This is a genomic window from Glycomyces buryatensis (genome assembly GCF_004912275.1).
Lineage (GTDB): Bacteria > Actinomycetota > Actinomycetes > Mycobacteriales > Micromonosporaceae > Glycomyces > Glycomyces buryatensis.
This window is the reverse complement of the sequence record NZ_STGY01000070.1, coordinates 21,793-40,387: the sequence shown is the minus strand read 5'-3', so window position 1 is coordinate 40,387 and position 18,595 is coordinate 21,793. Positions and strand designations below refer to the sequence as shown.

Sequence of the window (18,595 nt, the reverse complement as noted above, 5' to 3'; positions counted from 1 at the left end):
ATAGCCACCAGACATCAACTAATTCCCAGAAGGACCCTTAGACAGCACCGGCACCCTTCGCCGGATCAGGATTCGTTGGCACCAGTCAAATCCCTGGCTGCGCACCGGAATACAGGCCGGCCTGGTCGCCATCCTGGTCGTCGGTGGAAGCGCACTGCTCATGTTTCGCAACGACATCAATGACACTGCCGCATCAGTAATGGTGGCAGTGGTGTTCGGTGCCACGACCGTATTGCAGGTGCGGCAGTCGCAGCGGAGGCAGCACACGGTCGACCTGATAACGAACTTCCAGAGCACGGAAACGCTGGCGGCCGCCGACATGTGGATGGCTGAGCGCATCGCTGCCGGACGGCCGGTAGACGCCGACGTCACGCCCGATGAATCGCTGCACGCCATCACCATTTTGGACTACTACGAGTTCCTTTCGATGTTGGGTGCCCGCGGCATCATCGATGTTCGGCTTCTCCTGGAACTTCGCGGTGGCACGATGAAGCGCTGCTTCGACACCTGCAGGGGGTACATCGAGCATCGCCAGGCGCAGGTGGGGGATGAGCTCTACCGCTACTTCGAAACGCTCATCGACGTCTATGCCGACCGCCTTGGGCAAGAGCGTTCGGCGGCTTCGGGTGGTCCTGCGCAGTCACTTCCTCGACAAGTGCCCGAACCTGAATCCGACCGTCACCCGTAGAGCGGGTTCGCTCCCGGCGGTTGCTCTGCTGCCGCAACCGGTCCGGGGGCCGTCCCGTTCCCGAACGGCGTTCCGCCCAGCTTTTCGCGTCCGTGCTCGGAGAGCCAGTTCTCCAGGTCGGGGCCTTCCGGGACCAGCTGCGTCGGGTTGATGTCCTCGTGCACGACGTAGTAGTGCCGCTTGATCTGGTCGAAGTCCGCCGTGTCGCCGAAGCCGGGGGTCTGGAACAGGTCCCGCGCGTAGGCCCACAGGTTCGGCATCTCGGTGAGTTTATTGCGGTTGCACTTGAAGTGGCCGTGGTAGACCGGGTCGAAGCGCAGCAACGTGGTGAAGAGCCGGACGTCGGCCTCGGTGAGGTGGTCGCCCATCACGAATCGACGGTCCGCCAGGCGCTCCTCCAGCCAGTCGAGCGCCCCGAACAGCCGCTCGTAGGCCAGGTCGTAAGCCCGCTGTGAACCGGCGAACCCCGCCCGGTACACCCCGTTGTTGATCTCGGTGTAGATCCGCTTGACGACCGGGAGCATGTCGTCGATCAGGTCCGACGGGAGGAGATCCGGCGCCCCTTCCCGGTGATATTCGGCCCACTGGGTGGAGAAGTCGAACGTCAGCTGCGGATAGTTGTTGGTGACCACCCCGCCGGAGGGAATGTCCACCAGGGCAGGCACGGTGATGCCGCGCGGATACTCGGGGAAGCGCTTGAAGTAGTTCTCCTGCAACCGCTCCGTGCCGAGCACCGGGTCCCGGCCGTCCGGACTCAGGTCGAACGTCCAGGAGCGGACGTCGTGCACCGGGCCCGGAGTGGCCAGCGAGATGACCCCTTCCAGACCCAGCAGACGACGAATGATGATCGAGCGATGCGCCCACGGACAGGCCCGCGCCGCCACGAGCCGGTACCGGCCCGGCTCGACCGGCCAGGCCCGCGCGTCCGCGGTGAGACCGGCCATCCGCGGGTCCCCGATCTTCGAGGACTCCGCGATCGGCGCGGCCCGGACGGCCTCGACATCGGCCACGACCCGGTCCTCGATGTAGTGCGTGTCCCGGTTGAACTCCTCGCCGGTGACGTAGGCGCCCTTGGTGGAGTATTCGGTCGTGACGGTCGGTTGCGCCTCGCCCTGCCGGTCCGCTTCGCTCTGTGCCATGAATCCAGCCTATGCGACTCCGGTGTCGCGGATGCCCAGAAGCTTGCGGGCCTCCGCTGTGGACATCGGCGGCCGCTGCGCCAGCTTCGCCGCCTCGGCCGCCCGCTTCACCAGCTGCGCATTGTCCTTGACCGGCGTGCGCCGGGCGAACTGGACGGTGTCCTCCATGCCGACCCGCAGGTGACCGCCGGACGCCAGGGACGCGAACATCACCGGCAGGGTCGTTCGTCCAATCCCGGTGGCCGAGAACGTGGTTCCCTCCGGCAGGTAGCGCCGGACTCCCTCGGCGAAGGCCGTGACAGTCGCCGCGTCGCCCGCCGCTCCGCCCGGCACTCCGAGCACGAAGTCCACGTGGACGTGCCCGCCGAACGGCAGGCCGTGCTCGTCCAGCAGCCGCGCCAGCGAGGGCAGGTGGCCCAGGTCGAACAGCTCGTATTCGGGGACCACGGCCCGATCCTGCATGCGCCGATGCAGCTCGACGATGAACCCCCAGCGGTTCATGAACACGTCGTCGCCGAAGTTCACCGTGCCCATCGTGCAGGAGGCCATGTCCGGTTCCGCGTCGAGCACGGCCAGCCGATCCGACTCGGGATCGGTCACCGCCCCGCCCGACGATAGCTGCACGACCAGGCCGGTCGCCTCGCGAAGAGTCGCCACGGTGTCGCGGAGCCTGCCCTGGTCGAGGGTCGGCTTGGCGTCGTCGCCGCGAATGTGGACGTGGATGACGGCCGCGCCCGCGCGCTCGCAGGCCACCGCCGTCTCCACCAGTTCATCCAGTGTCACCGGCAGCTCCGGGACCTTCGCCTTGTCGGCCTCGGCCCCGGTGGGGGCAACGGTGATGAGGGTGCCGCCCATGGTCAGACCCCCGTGTCGATTGCCGCCTCGTCGTGGCGCGCCACGGCTTCGCGCGACTTCGCCGCCGCCGCATTGCCGTCCTCGGCCACTCGAGCCGGCGGATGCATGTTCGCCCACCACCCCTGACCCGCCTTGGGAAGCGTGTCGATCGGGTCGTAGAACGGATAGCGCCGGGTGAGCGCGTCGGGATCGTCGGCCTCGATCGAGGTCCGGTAGTTCTTGGTCCAGTACGAGATCCCCAGCTCCCGGTCGTACTCGGACAGCTGGTGGACCCACCGCTTGCCGACCATCGGCACGTCGCAGATGATCCGCGGGGTCGCGTAGCCGGGCAGGTAGCCCATGATCGCGGTCTGGAGGTCCTGCGCCTGCGCGACGGAGGTGCGCCAGTGCTCGGCGTTAGGGATCATGTCGCACATGTAGAAGTAGTACGGCAGGATGTTCGCCTCGCCCTGCATGGCGAAGCACAGGTCGAGCAGGTCGGCCTGGGTGTCGTTGATGCCGCGCATGAGCACACCCTGGTTGCGGACGTCCCGCACACCGGCGTCGAGCATGGCCGCGGCCGCTTTCGCCACCGCCGGGGTCACCGAGTTGGCGTGGTTGATGTGGGTGTGGATCGCCAGGTTGACGCCCTGACCGGCCGCGCGCTTGGCGACGCGCGCCATGCCCTCGACGATCTCGTCCTGCAACCAGTGCTGCGGGAGTCCCATGAGCGCCTTGGTGGCCAGGCGGATGTCGCGGATGGTCTCGATGTCGAGCAGCCGGTCCAGGAAGCGTTCCAGGTTCTTCCACGGCAGGTTCGCGACGTCGCCGCCGGAGACGACCACGTCCCGCACCCCGGGGTGGGCGTCGAGGTAGTCGAGGATCGCGGTCTGACGGTCGACCGGCTTCAGCGAGAGCTTGCGCTTGTCGACGGTGGGGGTGGAGTTGCCGACCAGGTCCATGCGGGTGCAGTGCCCGCAGTACTGGGGGCAGGTGGAGAGCAGCTCGGCGAGCACCTTGGTCGGGTAGCGGTGGGTCAGGCCCTCGACGGCCCACATGTCGTGCTCGTGCAGGGAATCGCGGGTGGCGAAGGGGTGCGACGGCCAGTCGGTGCGGCGGTCGGAGAGCACGGGCAGCATGTAGCGGCGGACCGGGTCGGCGTAGAACGCGTCCGTCCACGAGCCCGGCGTGGTGTCCTCGATGTCGGGCACCATCGTGTTGAGCATCTGCGGCGGGAGCAGCATCGACATCGTCGCCGCCCGCTCCATGTCGGAGGCCAGGTCCTCGTAGAACGACTCGTGCAGCCGGTCGCCGACCACCTCCCGCAGCTGTTTCACGTTCTTGACGCAGTGCGCGCGCTGCCACTGCGCGGAGGCCCAGTCCTCGGCGGTGGCGCCGGTCCAGCCGGGGAAACGGGTCCAGTCGGGTTCGACCAGAGTCCGTCGCCGGTACTGGTAGGGCTGTTCGATCGCGGCGGGTAGTTTCTCACCGATCGGTTGGTCGGTCACGTTTGCACCTCCATGCCCGGTATGTTGGCCGGGGAAGCCGTACAGACAGCGGATAGCCATCTTGTGACGAGGATAACCTTCAGTTACAGTTGTTCGCTAGGTCTCGCATATTGAGATTCCAAATATTCCTCTCTATATGAAGGGCGGCAACGATGTCGACGGACTCACCAGTCGGATCGCACCGAGTCGTCAGCCCCACCGGGGTGCTGCCACAAGCAGCGGACAAACTCGACACCAACCCCCAGATCGCCGACTCCGAAGCGCGCGTCAGCGTCGAGCGGCTCAACCTCGACGCCGCCTCCTACCGGCAGCTTCACGCCGCCCACGGCGGGGACGGGGCCGCCATTCGGGCCGAAGTCCTCGGCATCATCGAGCGGCGCGGCAAGATGCACAATCCGGCCACCGGCTCCGGCGGAATGCTCATCGGCACCGTCGACGAAGTCGGCCCCCGCTCCCCGCTCGGGCTCAAACCCGGCCAGAAGATCGCCACCCTCGTCTCCCTCACCCTCACCCCGCTCGCCATCACCGACGGCCTCGCCCGCTGGAACGGCCTCGGCGAACAGGTCCCCGCCTCGGGACACGCCATCCTCTTCGCGCGCTCCATCGCCGCCGTCCTCCCCGAGCACCTTCCCGAGGCGCTCGCCCTCGCCGTCTTCGACGTGTGCGGAGCGCCCGCCCTGGTCAGGCGCGTCGTCGCCCGCCGGGCGCCCTCGCAGACGACCGTCGCCGTCCTCGGCGCCGCCGGGAAATCCGGATCGCTGTCGCTGGCCGCCGCCCGGGACGCCCGCGCGGCGACCACGCTCGGCATCGTCCGAGACGAGGCCGAAGCCGCCCGCCTGGAGCAGACCGGCCTGGCCGCCCGCATCGCCGTCGCCGACGCCACCGATCCGATCGCCCTCTCCGGAGCCGTCACCGACGCCCTGGGCGGCAGGGGCGCCGACGTCACGGTCGTCTGCGTCGACGTCCCCGGCTGCGAACACGGCGCGATCCTGTCCACCACCACCGGCGGCACCGTCGTCTTCTTCTCCATGGCGACCTCATTCCCGTCCGCCGCCCTCGGCGCCGAAGGCCTCGCCGCCGACGTCGAAATGCTCATCGGCAACGGCTACGTCCCAGGTCACGCCGACTACGCGCTCCAGCTCGTGGCCGCCCACCCCGAACTCGAGAACCTGTTCGCCGAGCGCACGGAGGCCCGCGCATGACCGCCAAGCCGCTCCTGCCGCTCGACCCCGACCTGGTCATGCGTGCCCGGGGCCTCGCGGGCCGCGCCGGCCGCCCCGTGGTCGACCTGGCCCGCAGCCACACCACCGTCTCCGTCGAACGCGCCACTCTGCGCCTGGCCGGACTCACCGGCGCCGACCCCGAGGGCATCCCGTGGGTCAACCGCCTCGCCGACGCCGTCGCCGAACAGGTCGGCATCGAATCCGGCATCGCCGCCTCGATCTTCCACGCCCTGAACCAGGGCGACTACCCCGACCTGACCCGGCTCGCCCACGCCAGCGCCGCCGGCGCCGTCACCTTCGAAGCGCCCCAGGGCAAGGCGAGGGACGCCGCCCGCGAGCGCTCGCTTGCCGCCGTCCAAGCGGGCTTCGACCGGATCGACGCCCAGCGGGGGCACCGGTCGCAAATGGTCCGCGACATCGGCGACCCGCCGCAGCGGCCCTGGATCTACCTCATCGTCGCCACCGGCGACATCTACGAGGACATCCCGCAGGCCCAGTCCGCCGCCAAGGCCGGGGCCGACATCATCGCCGTCATCCGCTCCACGGGCCAGTCCCTGCTGGACTACGTCCCCGAGGGCGCCACACGCGAGGGCTTCGCCGGGACCTACGCCACCGGCGAGAACTTCCGCCTCATGCGCGCCGCGCTCGACGAGACCTCCGCCGAGATCGGCCGCTACGTCAGGCTCTGCAACTACGCCTCGGGGCTCTGCATGCCCGAGATCGCCGCGCTGGCCGGGATGAACCGGCTCGACATGATGCTCAACGACTGCATGTACGGCATCCTGTTCCGCGACATCAACCCCATTCGCACCTTTGTAGACCAACGGTTCTCGCGGCAGATCCACGCCCGCGCTGGGATCATCATCAACACCGGCGAGGACAACTACCTCACCACCGCCGACGCGGTCGAGGCCGCCCACACCGTCACCGTCTCGCAGCTGCTCAACGAGTACTTCGCCCACGAGGCGGGTCTGCCCGACGAGCTGCTGGGCCTGGGGCACGCCTTCGAGATCAATCCCGAAGTGCCCGAGTCGTTCCGGATGGAACTCGCGCACGCGCTGCTGGCCCGCCAGCTGTTCCCCGACGCGCCGCTGAAGTGGATGCCGCCGACCAAGCACATGACCGGTGACGTCTTCCGCGGCAACCTCCTGGACGGGTTCTTCAATCTCGCCGGGGTCATGACCGGTCAGTCGATCCTACTGGTGGGCATGATGACCGAAGCGGTCGTCACCCCCTGGCTGTCCGATCGGGACATCGCCCTCCAGAACGTGCGCTACGTCCTGAGCGCGGCCGGGGGCCTGACCGAGGACTTCCGGCCCCCGCCGGACGGGTTCATCGCCAATCGCGCGAACCAGGTCCTCGGCGAGGCCGTCGACCTGCTGGAACGCATCGAAGCCGACGGACTGCTGAACGCCATCGCCGACGGCACCTTCGGCATCATGAAGCGCCCCGCCGACGGCGGCCGGGGCCTCGAAGGCGTCGCGAAGCGCGCCGCCGACTACTACAACCCCGCCGTCGAACTCCTCAACGGCGAAGGAACTCGGTCATGAGCCAGATCGTGCGCCCCTACGGCGACACCACCGGCGACGGCATGGTGCAGCTGTCGTTCACCCTGCCCGTCGCCCACGACAAGCGCGCCGAGGGCGCCGCCCTCCAGCTCGCCTCCAAAATGGGCCTCGACGGTGCGATGCTCGTGCACGCCAAACCCATCGGCACCGGCCACACCTTCTTCGTCGTCTACGGTGCCGCGACCCACCTGGTCAACCTGGACGAGGTCAAAGTGGTCGAGCGCGACTACCCGATCCTCGGCCCCAAGGAGGTCAACGAGGCCATCAAGGCCGGGCTCGGCCGCAAGCTCTGCGTCGTCGGCGCCTGCATCGGCACCGACGCCCACACCGTCGGCATCGACGCCATCCTCAATATCAAGGGCGTCGCGGGGGAGAAGGGCCTGGAGTACTACCGTGAACTGCGGGTGGTCAACCTCGGAGCCCAGGTCGCCGTTCCGGACCTGGTCAACCGCGCGGTAGACGAGGGCGCCGACGCCGTCCTGGTCTCACAGGTCGTGACCCAGAAGGACGCCCACCTCCACAACACCCGCGAGATGTCGGCGGCCTTCCGCGAGGCACTGCCGCCGGGAAAGCGGCCACTGCTCGTCATCGGCGGCCCCCGCTTCGACGAGCACGCCGCCGACGAACTCGGCGTCGACCGCATCTTCACCCGCGGCACCACCCCCTCGGACGTCGCCTCCTACCTCGTCCACCGGCTCGTCACCTCGAAGGAAGCAGCATGAGCGCAGGCCACGACGGCACCGCCGTCACCCACCGCCGCTACATCCCCTACAGCCACGCCCACTACGGCGGCGACCTGGTCGACGGGGCGTACGCGCTCGGCATGTTCGGCGACGTCGCCACCGAACTGTGCATCCTGACCGACGGCGACGAAGGCCTCTTCGCCTCCTATTCCGACGTCCAGTTCAAGGCCCCGATCCGCGCCGGCGACGTGGTCGAGGCGACCGGGACGATCACCCGAACAGGGACGCGCAGCCGCACCGTCGAGTTCACCCTGGTCGTGGTGTGCCGCGCCGACCCCGACAAGGGCGAATCGGCGGCGAACGTCCTGGACGAGCCCATCACCGCGACCACCGCCACCGGCACCGTTGTAGTTCCGTGAGCCGCATCGTCGTCTGCGTCGACGTCGGCTCGACCTACACCAAGGCCGCCGCCGTCGACGCGGATACGGGCGCGCTCCTCGGCACCGCCTCGCACCCGACCACGCTCGCCACCGACGTCATGCACGGACTGGAACGGGCCGCCGCGGACGCAATGCCAAGCGGCGGAACGGCATCCGAGACCCTGGTGTGCTCCTCGGCCGGAGGCGGCCTGCGTCTGGGCGTCATCGGCAATGAGCCGCTGGTGACCGCCCGCGCCGCCTACCGCGCAGGACTCAGCGCCGGCGCTCGAGTCGTGAGCGTGTGCGCCGGGCGCCTCGACGCGGGCGACCTCGCGGGCCTCGCCGCCGCCCGTCCCGACGTGATCCTCCTGGCCGGAGGCACCGACGGCGGGGACGCGACCGTCCTGCGCGACCACGCCGAGGCACTCGCCGACTCCGGACTGCGCGCCCCGGTCGTGCTGGCGGGCAATGCGAATGCCGCCGAGGACATAACCGGATTGCTCGCCGGAGCGGGGATCGACGTGACCGGCGTCGGGAACGTGCTGCCGCGCATCGGCACCCTCGACCCACTGCCCGCCCGGTCCGCACTCCGCGAGGTCTTCCTGCGCCACGTCATCGCCGGAAAGCAGCTGTCGGCCAGCGCCGACTTCACCCGCATGGTCAAGGCCGCCACCCCCGACGCGGTGCTCACCGGCGTCGAACTCCTCGCCGACACCCTCGAGACGGACCTCCTGGTGATCGATGTGGGAGGAGCGACCACCGACGTGTACTCCGTGCTCACCCCGGACGCCGAACTCCAGGGGCCCCGGGCCGAGGTCGCCGGGACAGCCTGGCGCTCCAGGACCGTCGAAGGAGATCTGGGGGTCCGCCACACCGCCACCGGGATTGTCGAGGCCGCAGCGGACGAAGACCTGCCCACCGGCCGGCCCCTCAGCGATGCCGCGAGCCACCGCACCGAACACCCGGAACTGGGGTCCGACAGCGAGCCCGACCGTGCCGTAGACGCGGAACTGAGCGCGCTGGCCGCCCGCGTCGCCGTGCGCCGCCATGCCCGAGGTGAACGGGTCGGGGGCCCCACCGAACCGCTGCGCGGCGGCAAGGATCTCGCGGGCATCGGCCTCGTCATCGGCTCCGGCGGGATCCTGCGCCGCGATCCCGAAGCGGGGGAGTGGCTCCGCGAGGCCGTCTGCGCCGACACCTCCGGCGGCATCCGCCCCCCGAAGGACGCCGGGATCGTGATCGACACCGACTACGTCCTGGCCCCGGCCGGCCTCCTCGCCGCGAACGGCCACCGCGACGCCGCCGAACGGCTGCTCTCCGGAATGTGATGCGGTCCGACCCGGGTCGGGCAACCGATCGGATGCCCACAAGCGTCTACGCCTGCGATACCGAATTTGGTGCGACTCAACGGAAGGCAACTATGCAGCGACGTGATGTAGTCAAGCTCGGGGCAGGGCTCACCGCGGCCGGAGCCGTTCTCGGCACCGCCGGAACCGCGCAGGCGGAGACCACCTCGGCGTCGGCTCGCGACTGCGCGGCCCGGATCCGGGACGTGTTCAACTCCGAGATCGCCAAGGCCGGAGGCACCTGGCAGGGCACGGTCACCCTGCTCAACGGCACCGCCGCACCCACCGTCGCGGTCGACCACAACTCGACGAGCGTCCAGACCGCCGCGAGCATGAACAAACTCGGCATTGCACTCGGTGTCCTCGACAAGATCGACCGGGGCGAGCTGAACCTGGACGACCGGGTCACCCTGAACGCGGACATCATCCTCACCGGTTCGGGCTTCTACTTCCACCAGACCGCCTACGGCGACGAGATCACCGTCGCCAACATCCTGGTCGCCCTGCTCCTGACCTCCGACAACACAGCGGTGCGTCTGTGCGGCCTGGTCTGCCCGCCCGCCGAGATCAATGAAGTGCTCGAGGCCAAGGGATTCACTGACACGCGCGTGATCCCCAACCCGGCCAACCCGGCCCGGATGTGGCTGGGGGACACCACCACCGCCGAGACCAACGACATGCTCCACCGGCTCGCCCTCGGTGAGCTCCTGTCGGCCGACGGCACCCGCTTCTTCCTCAATGTCCTCAAGGGCCTCAGCGGCTACCACGACGGCTTCCGCCGCAACATGTCCTCGGCCGAGCGCTCCCGCATCGCCATGAAATACGGCGCCGACGACGCCGAACGCAATGAGTCCGGGATCGTCTACAACGCCGCGGGCGCGCCCGCCCTCGTCTACTCGTTCATGTCGCAGTCCGAGAAGCACTGGGACAACTACGGCGCCACCCACCCGGTCGTCCAGGCGCACGCTCGCATGGGCCGCAAGTTCTTCGACCAGGTGAACTCGGCGGGCCTGGCGGCCAGCGACGCGGTCACCCTCGAAGTCGAGGAGAACGCGGTCTCCGACTCCGAGCTCTAGATTGCATCTCGATCCCGGTGGGCCAAGGCGCCCACCGGGATTCGTTCATTCCGACTCGGCGGCAGCGGCGTCCGCGGCGAGCGCGGCCTCCGCCAGGCTCAATCGCGTGAAGCGGCCGTATCCCGCGGAGGTGCGGAGCTCCAGCACCTCGAACTCGCGGAGGCGGATGAGCAGCCACTCGGTGCCGCCGTCGTTCGGGGTGCAGGCGTAGGCCTCCTCGCCGAGGCTCGTGATCGGGTCGAGTCGGTGGGACTTGCCCAGTTTCTTGATCCGCTTCTGCGGGGTGATTCCGAGCTCGCGCATCTGCGAACGCATGGAGCTGTTGCCGTGGACGGTGCCGCTCAGGTACAGATGCGTGACCTCCACGGTGGACTCATCATCGAGGACGTACCGGACCCGCAGTCCGTGGTAGAGGCGAGAAAGCGACCAGATCTTCGGGTGGTCGGCGTCGAGCCGGATCACCTCCTGCACGGACCGCCCGGTCACCTCCGCGACCTGCTCAGGCGTCAAGACGTCGCGCCGCACCGCGCCCCTGGGGCGGAACCGATCCCACATGGGTTCGGCTCCGTCGACCGGCCGGGACGCCCTCTCGACCAGCGGCGCACCGATGACCAGCGTGACGACCAGCCCGCCGATGAAGACGAGGACGAACAGGTCCGATTCCAACTCCGGAGGGAGAACGAGGAACGACACGAACGACAGGGCCGGTACGCCGAGATAGACCACGACCCGCAGGAACACCCTGATGACCAGCGGCAGCTTGAAGGCGACCCACCATCCGCCGCGGGGCGCGCGTGCCCAGGCCACGCCGCTGAACAGGGTCGTGCCGACCGCGATTCCGAGCACCCAGCCGACGAGGACGGCCTGCCATGTCGCCAACTCGGACTGCTGGTACAGGTAGGAACCCGCGAACTGTCCGATGTTCGAGGTAGCGGCCAAAGCGATGAACCAGAGCAGGAACGCCACGAACCCCGGCACGCGGCGCGGCGGCGGAGTGGGGTAAGTGAGCACGTCACCGTCGGAGTCGATGAAGGGGGAGGGCATGCCGGGAATCCTATCCAGAGCCTCGCTGGACCGCCGACCGGCCAATGCGATTCACCCTCAGGCCACCACGCGTTCAACTTCCCCAAGAACAGTCAATGCCGATACCGGTAACAGCCTCTGGAAGTGACCACATGACCCATCAGCAGCACACGGTCGACCGCCGCAGCCTTCTCATCGGCTCGGCCGCCCTCGCCGTCGGCGCCGCCGCGTCCACCGCTCTCCCCGAAACCGCCTTCGCCGCACCCGCAACGCGCGATGCGCCCCCGGCCCAATGGTCCGGCACGGCATTCGTGGACGACTACAAGACCAACACCACCGACAACCTCTCCATCGACACCAATGCCGCCGTCCGCATCCTCTCCGGCATCGAGGCGATCTGGCAGACAGGTTCCTCCTGGGACAACGGCATCGTGGTCGACACCAAGGTCCTCGCCGACAACCTGGCCTACTGCGCCGACATCACGACCGCCCGCACCCCGGCCGAGTCCAAAGCGTCGTACATCCACGACCGCCAGCACCAGAGCTACAGCGCCCTGGCCGGACTCGGGCCGCTCGAAGCGGTCTACAAGGCCGGAGCCAAGGCCGTCACCTCGATCACCGGCGCCCCCGACGGCCTGCCCGACGGCAAGATCAGCGACTCCGTGCCCGCCGACGCCCCCGCCGGGTCCGCCACCGGCGCGGGCGCCACCGACTCCGACCTGGGCAAGGTCGTAGAGCTGGTGAACACCGTGCGCGGCAACTACTCCTCGTCCAACCCCGGCAAGTACACCTACCAGTACCCGCGCCCCTGGCGGCTCAATCCCGACAGCGAGGTGGTCGAGACTGAAGGCCTCCCGATCCTCGGCGTCCCCGTCTACGAGACCGAGGTCAGCGCCGCGGTCCAACTGCTGCGCCAGCGCTCCGACGAACCCGAGACCGACGGCGGCTACCCCTCCGGCCACACCAATGCGGCCTGGCTCGCCTCGATCGCCCTCGCCTACGCGATCCCCGAGCGTTTCCAAGAGCTGCTGGTGCGCGCCGCCGACGTCGGGCACACCCGTATCCTCGCGGGCATGCACTCACCGGTCGACGTCATCGGCGGACGCATCCTCGCCACCGCGCTGGCGGCCGCGATCCTTTACGACGGCGATAACTCCGAGCTCAAGGCCGCCGCCCGCGAACAGGCCGTCGCCTATCTGGGCGCCCAGACCGGCACCGACGCAGACGGGCTGTTCTCCTACGCCCACCGCGAGGGACCCGACACCGACCCCTTCGCCGATCGGGACGCGGGCCGCGCCCGCATCACCGAGCGCCTCACCTACGTCCTGGAGCGCAGTGGCCAAAGCGAGGACCTGACCGTTCCCAAGGGGGCCGAGGTGCTGCTGGAGACCCGGCTGCCCTATCTGGACGGTGAACAGCGCCGACAGGTCCTGCGGACCACTGCCCTGCCCTCGGGCTACGCCCTGCTCGACGGCCCCGAGCAGTGGGGGCGGCTCGACCTCTTCACCGCCGCCGACGGCTACGGCCGCTTCGACGGCGACGTCCGGGTCGTCATGGACGCCGACCTCGGTGGGTTCTGCGCCGCCGACGCCTGGCGCAATGACATCGGCGGCTCCGGCAAACTCCACAAGTCAGGTTCGGGCTCGCTGACCCTCAGCGGCGACAATGCCTTCACCGGCGAGGTCTACCTGGAGGCCGGCACCATCCGCGCCGCCTCGGCGACCGCGCTCGGAACCGGCGATGTCAATATCAAGGGCGGCGCCTTGGCCGTCGAGGTCCCCGTCGAGGTCGGCGGCGACTACACCCAGTCCGGCGCCGTCCTGGACGCCATCGTCGCAAACAGCGACGAGCCCGCTCTCACCGTGGCGGGCACCGTCCACCTCGAAACCGGCAGCGTGCTGCGCATCGGCCTCGACCCGCAGCGGCCCCCGGCACCCGGTGTCGAGTTCCCCGTGATCGCGGCGCAGAAGATCGAGGGCGAGTTCGACACGGTCGAGCTCGGCATCGACGGCTATACCGCCACGGCCACGTACTCGAAGCGGCAGCTGACCATTCGCATCGACTGAAAACCCTTGCAAAGCAACCGAACACGTCGGAAGCGGCGTCAGTTGTAGTGCGGGCGCCGATCCCGGCGATTCCTTCCGGCCTCCGGGATCGGCGCCCGCCCTCGCAATAGACCCGGTGAGAGGAAGCATCCGATGAACGAGCACCCGTCATTCACCGTCAAGCCGATCGGCACGGTTCGCACTGACCGCACGGACGTTCAGGACACCGACCACTGGGGAGGTGTGCGCAGCGTGATCGAGGTGGACGCGCGATTCGGCGACGACTGCATGCAGGGCCTGGAGGATTTCTCCCACGTCGAGGTCCTATTCGTGTTCGACCAGTTCACGGAGCCGACGGAGTGGACCCCCCTCCGTTCCAGGGGCCGCGACGACATGCCCGCGGTCGGCGTCTTCTCCAGCCGAGGACCGAGGCGCCCCAACCGGATCGGCGTCACCGCCTGCCCCATCGTGGCCGTCCGGGGCCGCGAACTGACCGTCACCGGCCTCGACGCGGTCGACGGCACCCCGGTGCTCGACCTCAAGCCGGTCATGGAGGAGCTGCGCCCCACCGATGTGCGCCAACCGGAATGGGTCGGCCGACTGATGAGCGAGTACTTCTAGACCCCATCAGCGCCGGTCAAAATCCCTACAAATGTCGGCCCGTACATTTGTGCGAATCCAATCTGGAGAATTAGGACTGAAATTACCTAGGTTCGAGAGAGCACCGACGAAAGGAACGCCATGAGCGCCAACGACTCTCTCGCCTACTACACCCGACCCGGGCCACTAACCGCCGCCGGAGGGCACCAGGCCTCCCTCGAAACCCTCCCCGGCGACGTCCCCGCGCTGTTCGAAGCCGTCCCCGGCCTATTGATCCACGAGTTCCTCCCCGGGCTCTACGGCCTCGACCGAGAACCCGGATACACCGAGACCGGCCACCTCAGGTCGACCGAACACATTCTCGGACGACTGCTCGCCGACGGCCGCCCCCTGGCCGAGCGGCGCGAACCCGCCGACCGGCTCGGCGGCAGCTGCCGCCACTTCACCCTCATCACCGTCGCCGCCCTCCGCGCCCACGGCATCCCCGCCCGCGCCCGCTGCGGATTCGGCACCTACTTCCAGCCCGGCTGGCATGTCGACCACTGGGTCGCCGAATACTGGAACGCCGCCGAGGGCCGCTGGATCCTGGGCGACGCACAGATGGACCCGATCCTGGTCGAGTCCCTCAACCTCGACTTCGACCCCGTCGACATCCCTCGCGACAAGTTCGTCGTCGCCGGGCAGGCCTGGGAGTCCTTCCGCGCCGGCGAACTCGACCCCGACAGGTGCGGCCTGGCCGATACGGATGACGAATTCGGCTGGTGGTGGATCGCCGGGAACCTCATCCGGGACACCGCCGCGCTGGCCAATATGGAGCTCCTGCCGTGGGACGTCTGGGGCGCCATGCCCGAGCCGAGCCCGATCGACGGCGCACCCCTCGACCTCTTCGACCGCCTCGCCTCGCTCACCGCCGACCCCGACACCGCCGCCGACGTCAGAGAACTCTACGAGGCCGAGGACGGAATCCGCGTCCCCGACCAGGTCTTCAACTTCATTCGCAAGTCGGCCGAACCGGTACTGGCCACCTGAGGCCGCGCCCGTCCGCCTTGAGATACGGTTCTCTGCGTCAGCGACAACGAGGGAGTGACCAAAAGTGGACGTGGAACGAACCGAGTTGCCAGGCATCGGCGTACGGTTCGAATTCGAGACCAAACGGGGTGTGAGACTCGGGGTCGTGGCCCACCGCGAAGGCCGCCGCGACTTCATCCTCTACGACCCCGACGACCCCGATTCGGCCCTCGAATGCGTCGTCCTCGACGCCGAGGAGTCCGGAGCGCTCGGGGAACTTCTCGGTGGTGCCCGCATCATCGAGAAGATCAACCGGCTCCACCACGAGATCGACAACCTCGTCTCGCGCCAGCTCCACGTCGACGCCACCAGCCCCTACGCGGAACGGTCCCTTGGGGACACCCGGGCCCGGACCCGGACCGGCGCCTCCATCGTCGCGATCGTCCGCTCCGACGGGGTCGAGACCGGGCCGACGCCCTCCTCGCTCCTCCATGTCGGCGACCGCCTGGTCACCATCGGAACCGAAGAGGCCGTCGACGGCGTCGATCGCATCCTGCGCGGCATCGAATAATGCACAACACCGTCGAGCTCCTTCTCGAACTCGGCCTCCTCATCGGAGCGCTCGGCCTGCTCGGGGCCCTCGCCGGCCGATTCAGCGTCTCGGCGATCCCGCTCTACCTGATCGCCGGCCTCGCCTTCGGCGCCGGCGGCATTTACGAACTCCACGCGATCGACGGCTTCCTGGAGGTCGGCGCCGAAGTCGGCGTGGTGCTGTTGCTGTTCACCCTCGGCCTCGAATACACGCCGCGCGAACTGCTCGGCACCATGAAGACCTCCTGGCTGGCCGCCCTGGTCGACCTCGTCCTCAATGCCGCGCCCGGCGTGGTCTGCGCGCTGCTGCTCGGCTGGGGCCCCGTCGGTGCGATCGTCTTCGGCGGCGTCACCTACGTGTCCTCCTCCGGCATCATCGCGAAGGTCCTCAGCGACCTGGGATGGCTCGGTAACCGCGAGACGCCCACTGTGCTCGCGCTGCTCGTGGCCGAGGACCTCATGATGGCGATCTACCTGCCGATCGTCACGACGCTCCTGGCCGGACTCGCGTTCTCGCAGGCGGCCTGGGGACTCGGGCTGGCGCTCGTGGCCGTCGCGGCCGCGTTCTTCGTCGCCTCCCGCGGCGGCGCGACCCTGTCCCGGTTCCTGGCCTCCCCGAGCAACGAGATCCTCATGCTCAAGGTCATGGGCATCGTCCTGGTCGTCGCCGGACTGGCCGAACTCGTCCACGTCTCGGCCGCCGTCGGCGCGTTCTTCGTCGGCATCGCGCTCTCCGGCGAGGTCTCCCGCCAGGCCGAAGAGGTCCTGGAGCCGCTCAAGAACCTGTTCTCGGCGATCTTCTTCGTCAACTTCGGACTCTCGACCGTCCCCGCCGACCTGCCACCGGTCCTGCCGGTCGCCATACTCCTCGCCATCGTCTGCATCGCCACCAAGTTCGCCACCGGCTGGTGGGCCGCCGGACGCTCCGGCTCGGCCTTCACCGGCAAGCTCCGCGCCGGCCTCGTCCTGATGCCGCGCGGGGAGTTCTCCATCGTCATCGCCGGGCTCGCCGTCGCCGCCGGAGTCAACGCGACGCTCGGCACCATGACGGCCGCCTACGTCCTCATCCTCGCTGCGCTCGGCCCCATCGCGCCGCGCCTGGCCGAACCGATCACCGCCCGCCGCAAGGCCAAGCTCCGCGCCCGTCGCCGCGCCGCGACCGCCGCGGCGGGATGACCCGGCACCGGCCGGACCGGTCCGAAGTGAAGACAGCGACAGCCGTACGCCCTGCGCCGTAGGGGACTGATGGGGCACTTGATAGAAATCAACGATGGCAGAAACCGTGAAGCCCCACCCGGATGACGAGGTCGTCGAGATCGCCCGCGACCTCATCCGCATCGACACCACCAACACCGGCGACAACGACACCGCCAAGGGCGAACGCGCGGCTGCCGAGTACGTCGCCGAGAAACTCGCCGAGGTCGGGCTCGAGGCCAAGATCTATGAATCCGCGCCCGGCCGCGCTTCCGTGGCCGCCCGCTACCCCGGGGCCGACCCCTCGCGCGGGGCGCTGCTGCTGCACGGCCACCTCGACGTCGTCCCGGCCGAGGCCGACGAGTGGTCGGTCCACCCCTTCGGCGGCGAGATCAAGGACGGCTACCTGTGGGGCCGTGGCGCCGTCGACATGAAGGACTTCGACGCGATGCTCCTCGCGGTCGTCCGCCGCTGGCGGCGCGAGGGCAAGGTCCCGCCGCGCGACCTGGTCCTGCTGTTCACCGCCGACGAAGAGGCCGGCTCCGACTACGGCGCCCGCTTCATGGTCGAAGAGCACCCCGAGGTGTTCGAGGGCGTCACCGAGGCCGTCGGCGAGGTCGGCGGATTCTCCGTCACGCTCTCCAACGACCTGCGCGTCTACCTGGTCCAAACCGCCGAGAAGGGGCTCGACTGGCTGCGCCTGCGCGCCACCGGCCGCCCCGGACACGGCTCGATGCTCCACGACGACAACGCCGTCACCCGCCTGTCCAGGGCCGTCGCCAATATCGGGCAGCATGAGTTCCCGATCGAGATGACCCCGACGGTGCGTCAGTTCCTCGACTCGGTCTCCGAGCTCACCGACATCGAGTTCGACCCCGACAACCCCGACGAGGCCGTCGCCAAGCTCGGACCGATCTCCCGCCTCATCGGCGCCACGCTCCGCAACACCGCCAACCCGACCCGCCTCGACGCGGGATACAAGACCAATGTCATCCCTTCCACCGCCGAGGCCGTCCTGGACTGCCGCTCGCTCCCCGGGCGCAATGACGAACTCGAGGCCAAGCTGCGGGAACTGGCCGGCGACGGCATCGAATTCGACTACGAGATCCGCCAGCCCGGCTACGAGACCACCTTCGACGGACCCCTGGTCGACGCGATGGCCGAGGCCATCCGCATCACCGACCCCGGCGCCAAGACGGTTCCGTACATGCTCTCCGGCGGCACTGACGGCAAGGCCTTCGCGACGCTCGGCATCCGCTGCTTCGGCTTCGCCCCGCTCAAGCTCCCCGCAGACCTGGACTTCACCGCCCTCTTCCACGGGATCGACGAGCGCGTCCCGCTCGACGGACTCAAGTTCGGTGTCGACACCATGGACCGCTTCCTCTCCCAGGTGTAATGCGGCCGGGGCGCGACGGCGGCGGATCCGGTGACCACCCTCACCGGATCCGCCGCCGAAACCGGCTGGACGGGCCGCCCCCGCCGCCCTTATGCTCTGACGCAATGATGATTTTTCTTTAGAGGCCGATCGGCCCTCGCGTAGAGCACCGCTCCGCGAACAGGCCAGGCGCTCGCATTCTCACTTCACTTCCAACGCCTCACCGTGCTTTGGCACCGTTCGAGGCCACTTGAGACTGCGCCGCCACTTCGCAT

Annotated in this window: 17 protein-coding genes; 13 read left to right on the top strand and 4 right to left on the bottom strand. The window is 68.9% G+C overall.

From position 1 onward, the window contains the following. The first annotated feature begins 160 nt into the window (after nt 1-160). On the top strand, nt 161-688 hold the full coding sequence (locus FAB82_RS20560; protein ID WP_136536430.1) for a DUF4760 domain-containing protein: 528 nt from the start codon (nt 161-163) through the stop codon (nt 686-688). Here the strand turns inward: FAB82_RS20560 and FAB82_RS20555 are convergent. The 3 genes from FAB82_RS20555 to FAB82_RS20545 are packed head-to-tail and all read right to left on the bottom strand — an operon-like array spanning nt 679 to nt 4,169. Next, nucleotides 679-1,827, bottom strand: coding sequence for a glutathione S-transferase C-terminal domain-containing protein (locus FAB82_RS20555; protein WP_136536429.1), 1,149 nt, complete (start codon nt 1,825-1,827; stop codon nt 679-681). The two genes, FAB82_RS20560 and FAB82_RS20555, sit on opposite strands and share 10 nt — an antisense overlap. A 9-nt stretch (nt 1,828-1,836) precedes the next feature. After that, entirely contained in the window at nt 1,837-2,682 is an 846-nt protein-coding gene (locus tag FAB82_RS20550) for a beta-keto acid cleavage family enzyme (protein ID WP_136536428.1), read from the bottom strand. Nucleotides 2,683-2,684: 2 nt separating this feature from the next. Continuing rightward, on the bottom strand, nt 2,685-4,169 hold the full coding sequence (locus FAB82_RS20545; RefSeq protein WP_136536427.1) for a KamA family radical SAM protein: 1,485 nt from the start codon (nt 4,167-4,169) through the stop codon (nt 2,685-2,687). A 152-nt stretch (nt 4,170-4,321) separates the two neighbouring features. Between FAB82_RS20545 and kdd the strand changes: the two genes are divergently transcribed. The 6 genes from kdd (at nt 4,322) to FAB82_RS20515 (ending at nt 10,484) form a co-directional block, all read left to right on the top strand. Beyond that, entirely contained in the window at nt 4,322-5,371 is a 1,050-nt protein-coding gene (gene kdd, locus FAB82_RS20540; protein WP_136536426.1) for an L-erythro-3,5-diaminohexanoate dehydrogenase, read from the top strand. Further along, complete coding sequence (gene kamD / locus FAB82_RS20535; protein WP_136536425.1) at nt 5,368-6,942, top strand: lysine 5,6-aminomutase subunit alpha; 1,575 nt, start codon at nt 5,368-5,370, stop codon at nt 6,940-6,942. The genes kdd and kamD overlap by 4 nt, the downstream gene beginning before the upstream one ends. After that, nucleotides 6,939-7,682 carry a lysine 5,6-aminomutase subunit beta gene (kamE, locus tag FAB82_RS20530; RefSeq protein ID WP_136536424.1) on the top strand — a complete coding sequence of 248 codons (744 nt, stop codon included), beginning with the start codon at nt 6,939-6,941 and terminating at the stop codon, nt 7,680-7,682. The genes kamD and kamE overlap by 4 nt, the downstream gene beginning before the upstream one ends. Further along, the gene (gene kal, locus FAB82_RS20525) at nt 7,679-8,062 is read left to right on the top strand and encodes a 3-aminobutyryl-CoA ammonia lyase (RefSeq protein WP_136536423.1); all 384 of its coding nucleotides are present in this window, start codon (nt 7,679-7,681) and stop codon (nt 8,060-8,062) included. Before kamE ends, kal begins: the two co-directional genes overlap by 4 nt. A 5-nt stretch (nt 8,063-8,067) precedes the next feature. Next, nucleotides 8,068-9,390: a glutamate mutase L gene (locus FAB82_RS20520; RefSeq protein ID WP_136536433.1), complete on the top strand. Its 1,323-nt coding sequence runs from the start codon at nt 8,068-8,070 to the stop codon at nt 9,388-9,390. Nucleotides 9,391-9,482: 92 nt separating this feature from the next. Continuing rightward, nucleotides 9,483-10,484 (top strand): serine hydrolase, encoded by a 1,002-nt coding sequence (locus tag FAB82_RS20515; protein ID WP_168801696.1) that lies wholly within the window; start codon nt 9,483-9,485, stop codon nt 10,482-10,484. Between the two features lie 45 nt (nt 10,485-10,529). On the opposite strand, the gene FAB82_RS20510 is transcribed toward FAB82_RS20515, so the two are convergent. Further along, nucleotides 10,530-11,528 carry a hypothetical protein gene (locus FAB82_RS20510; protein WP_136536421.1) on the bottom strand — a complete coding sequence of 333 codons (999 nt, stop codon included), beginning with the start codon at nt 11,526-11,528 and terminating at the stop codon, nt 10,530-10,532. A 131-nt stretch (nt 11,529-11,659) separates the two neighbouring features. On the opposite strand from FAB82_RS20510, the gene FAB82_RS20505 reads away from it, so the two are divergent. The 6 genes from FAB82_RS20505 (at nt 11,660) to FAB82_RS20480 (ending at nt 18,341) form a co-directional block, all read left to right on the top strand. Continuing rightward, on the top strand, nt 11,660-13,573 hold the full coding sequence (locus FAB82_RS20505; RefSeq protein WP_136536420.1) for a phosphatase PAP2 family protein: 1,914 nt from the start codon (nt 11,660-11,662) through the stop codon (nt 13,571-13,573). 132 nt (nt 13,574-13,705) lie between these two features. Beyond that, a complete protein-coding gene (locus FAB82_RS20500) occupies nt 13,706-14,173 on the top strand; it encodes an SAM-dependent methyltransferase (RefSeq protein WP_136536419.1) in 468 nt (155 codons plus the stop codon). Between the two features lie 120 nt (nt 14,174-14,293). Next, a complete protein-coding gene (locus FAB82_RS20495) occupies nt 14,294-15,181 on the top strand; it encodes a transglutaminase domain-containing protein (RefSeq protein WP_136536418.1) in 888 nt (295 codons plus the stop codon). Between the two features lie 64 nt (nt 15,182-15,245). Continuing rightward, nucleotides 15,246-15,731, top strand: a complete 486-nt coding sequence (locus tag FAB82_RS20490) for a cation:proton antiporter regulatory subunit (protein ID WP_136536417.1) — start codon at nt 15,246-15,248, stop codon at nt 15,729-15,731. Beyond that, complete coding sequence (locus tag FAB82_RS20485) at nt 15,731-16,927, top strand: cation:proton antiporter (protein ID WP_136536416.1); 1,197 nt, start codon at nt 15,731-15,733, stop codon at nt 16,925-16,927. Before FAB82_RS20490 ends, FAB82_RS20485 begins: the two co-directional genes overlap by 1 nt. A gap of 94 nt (nt 16,928-17,021) precedes the next feature. Beyond that, nucleotides 17,022-18,341 (top strand): M20/M25/M40 family metallo-hydrolase, encoded by a 1,320-nt coding sequence (locus FAB82_RS20480; RefSeq protein WP_136536415.1) that lies wholly within the window; start codon nt 17,022-17,024, stop codon nt 18,339-18,341. The last annotated feature ends 254 nt before the right edge of the window (nt 18,342-18,595 follow it).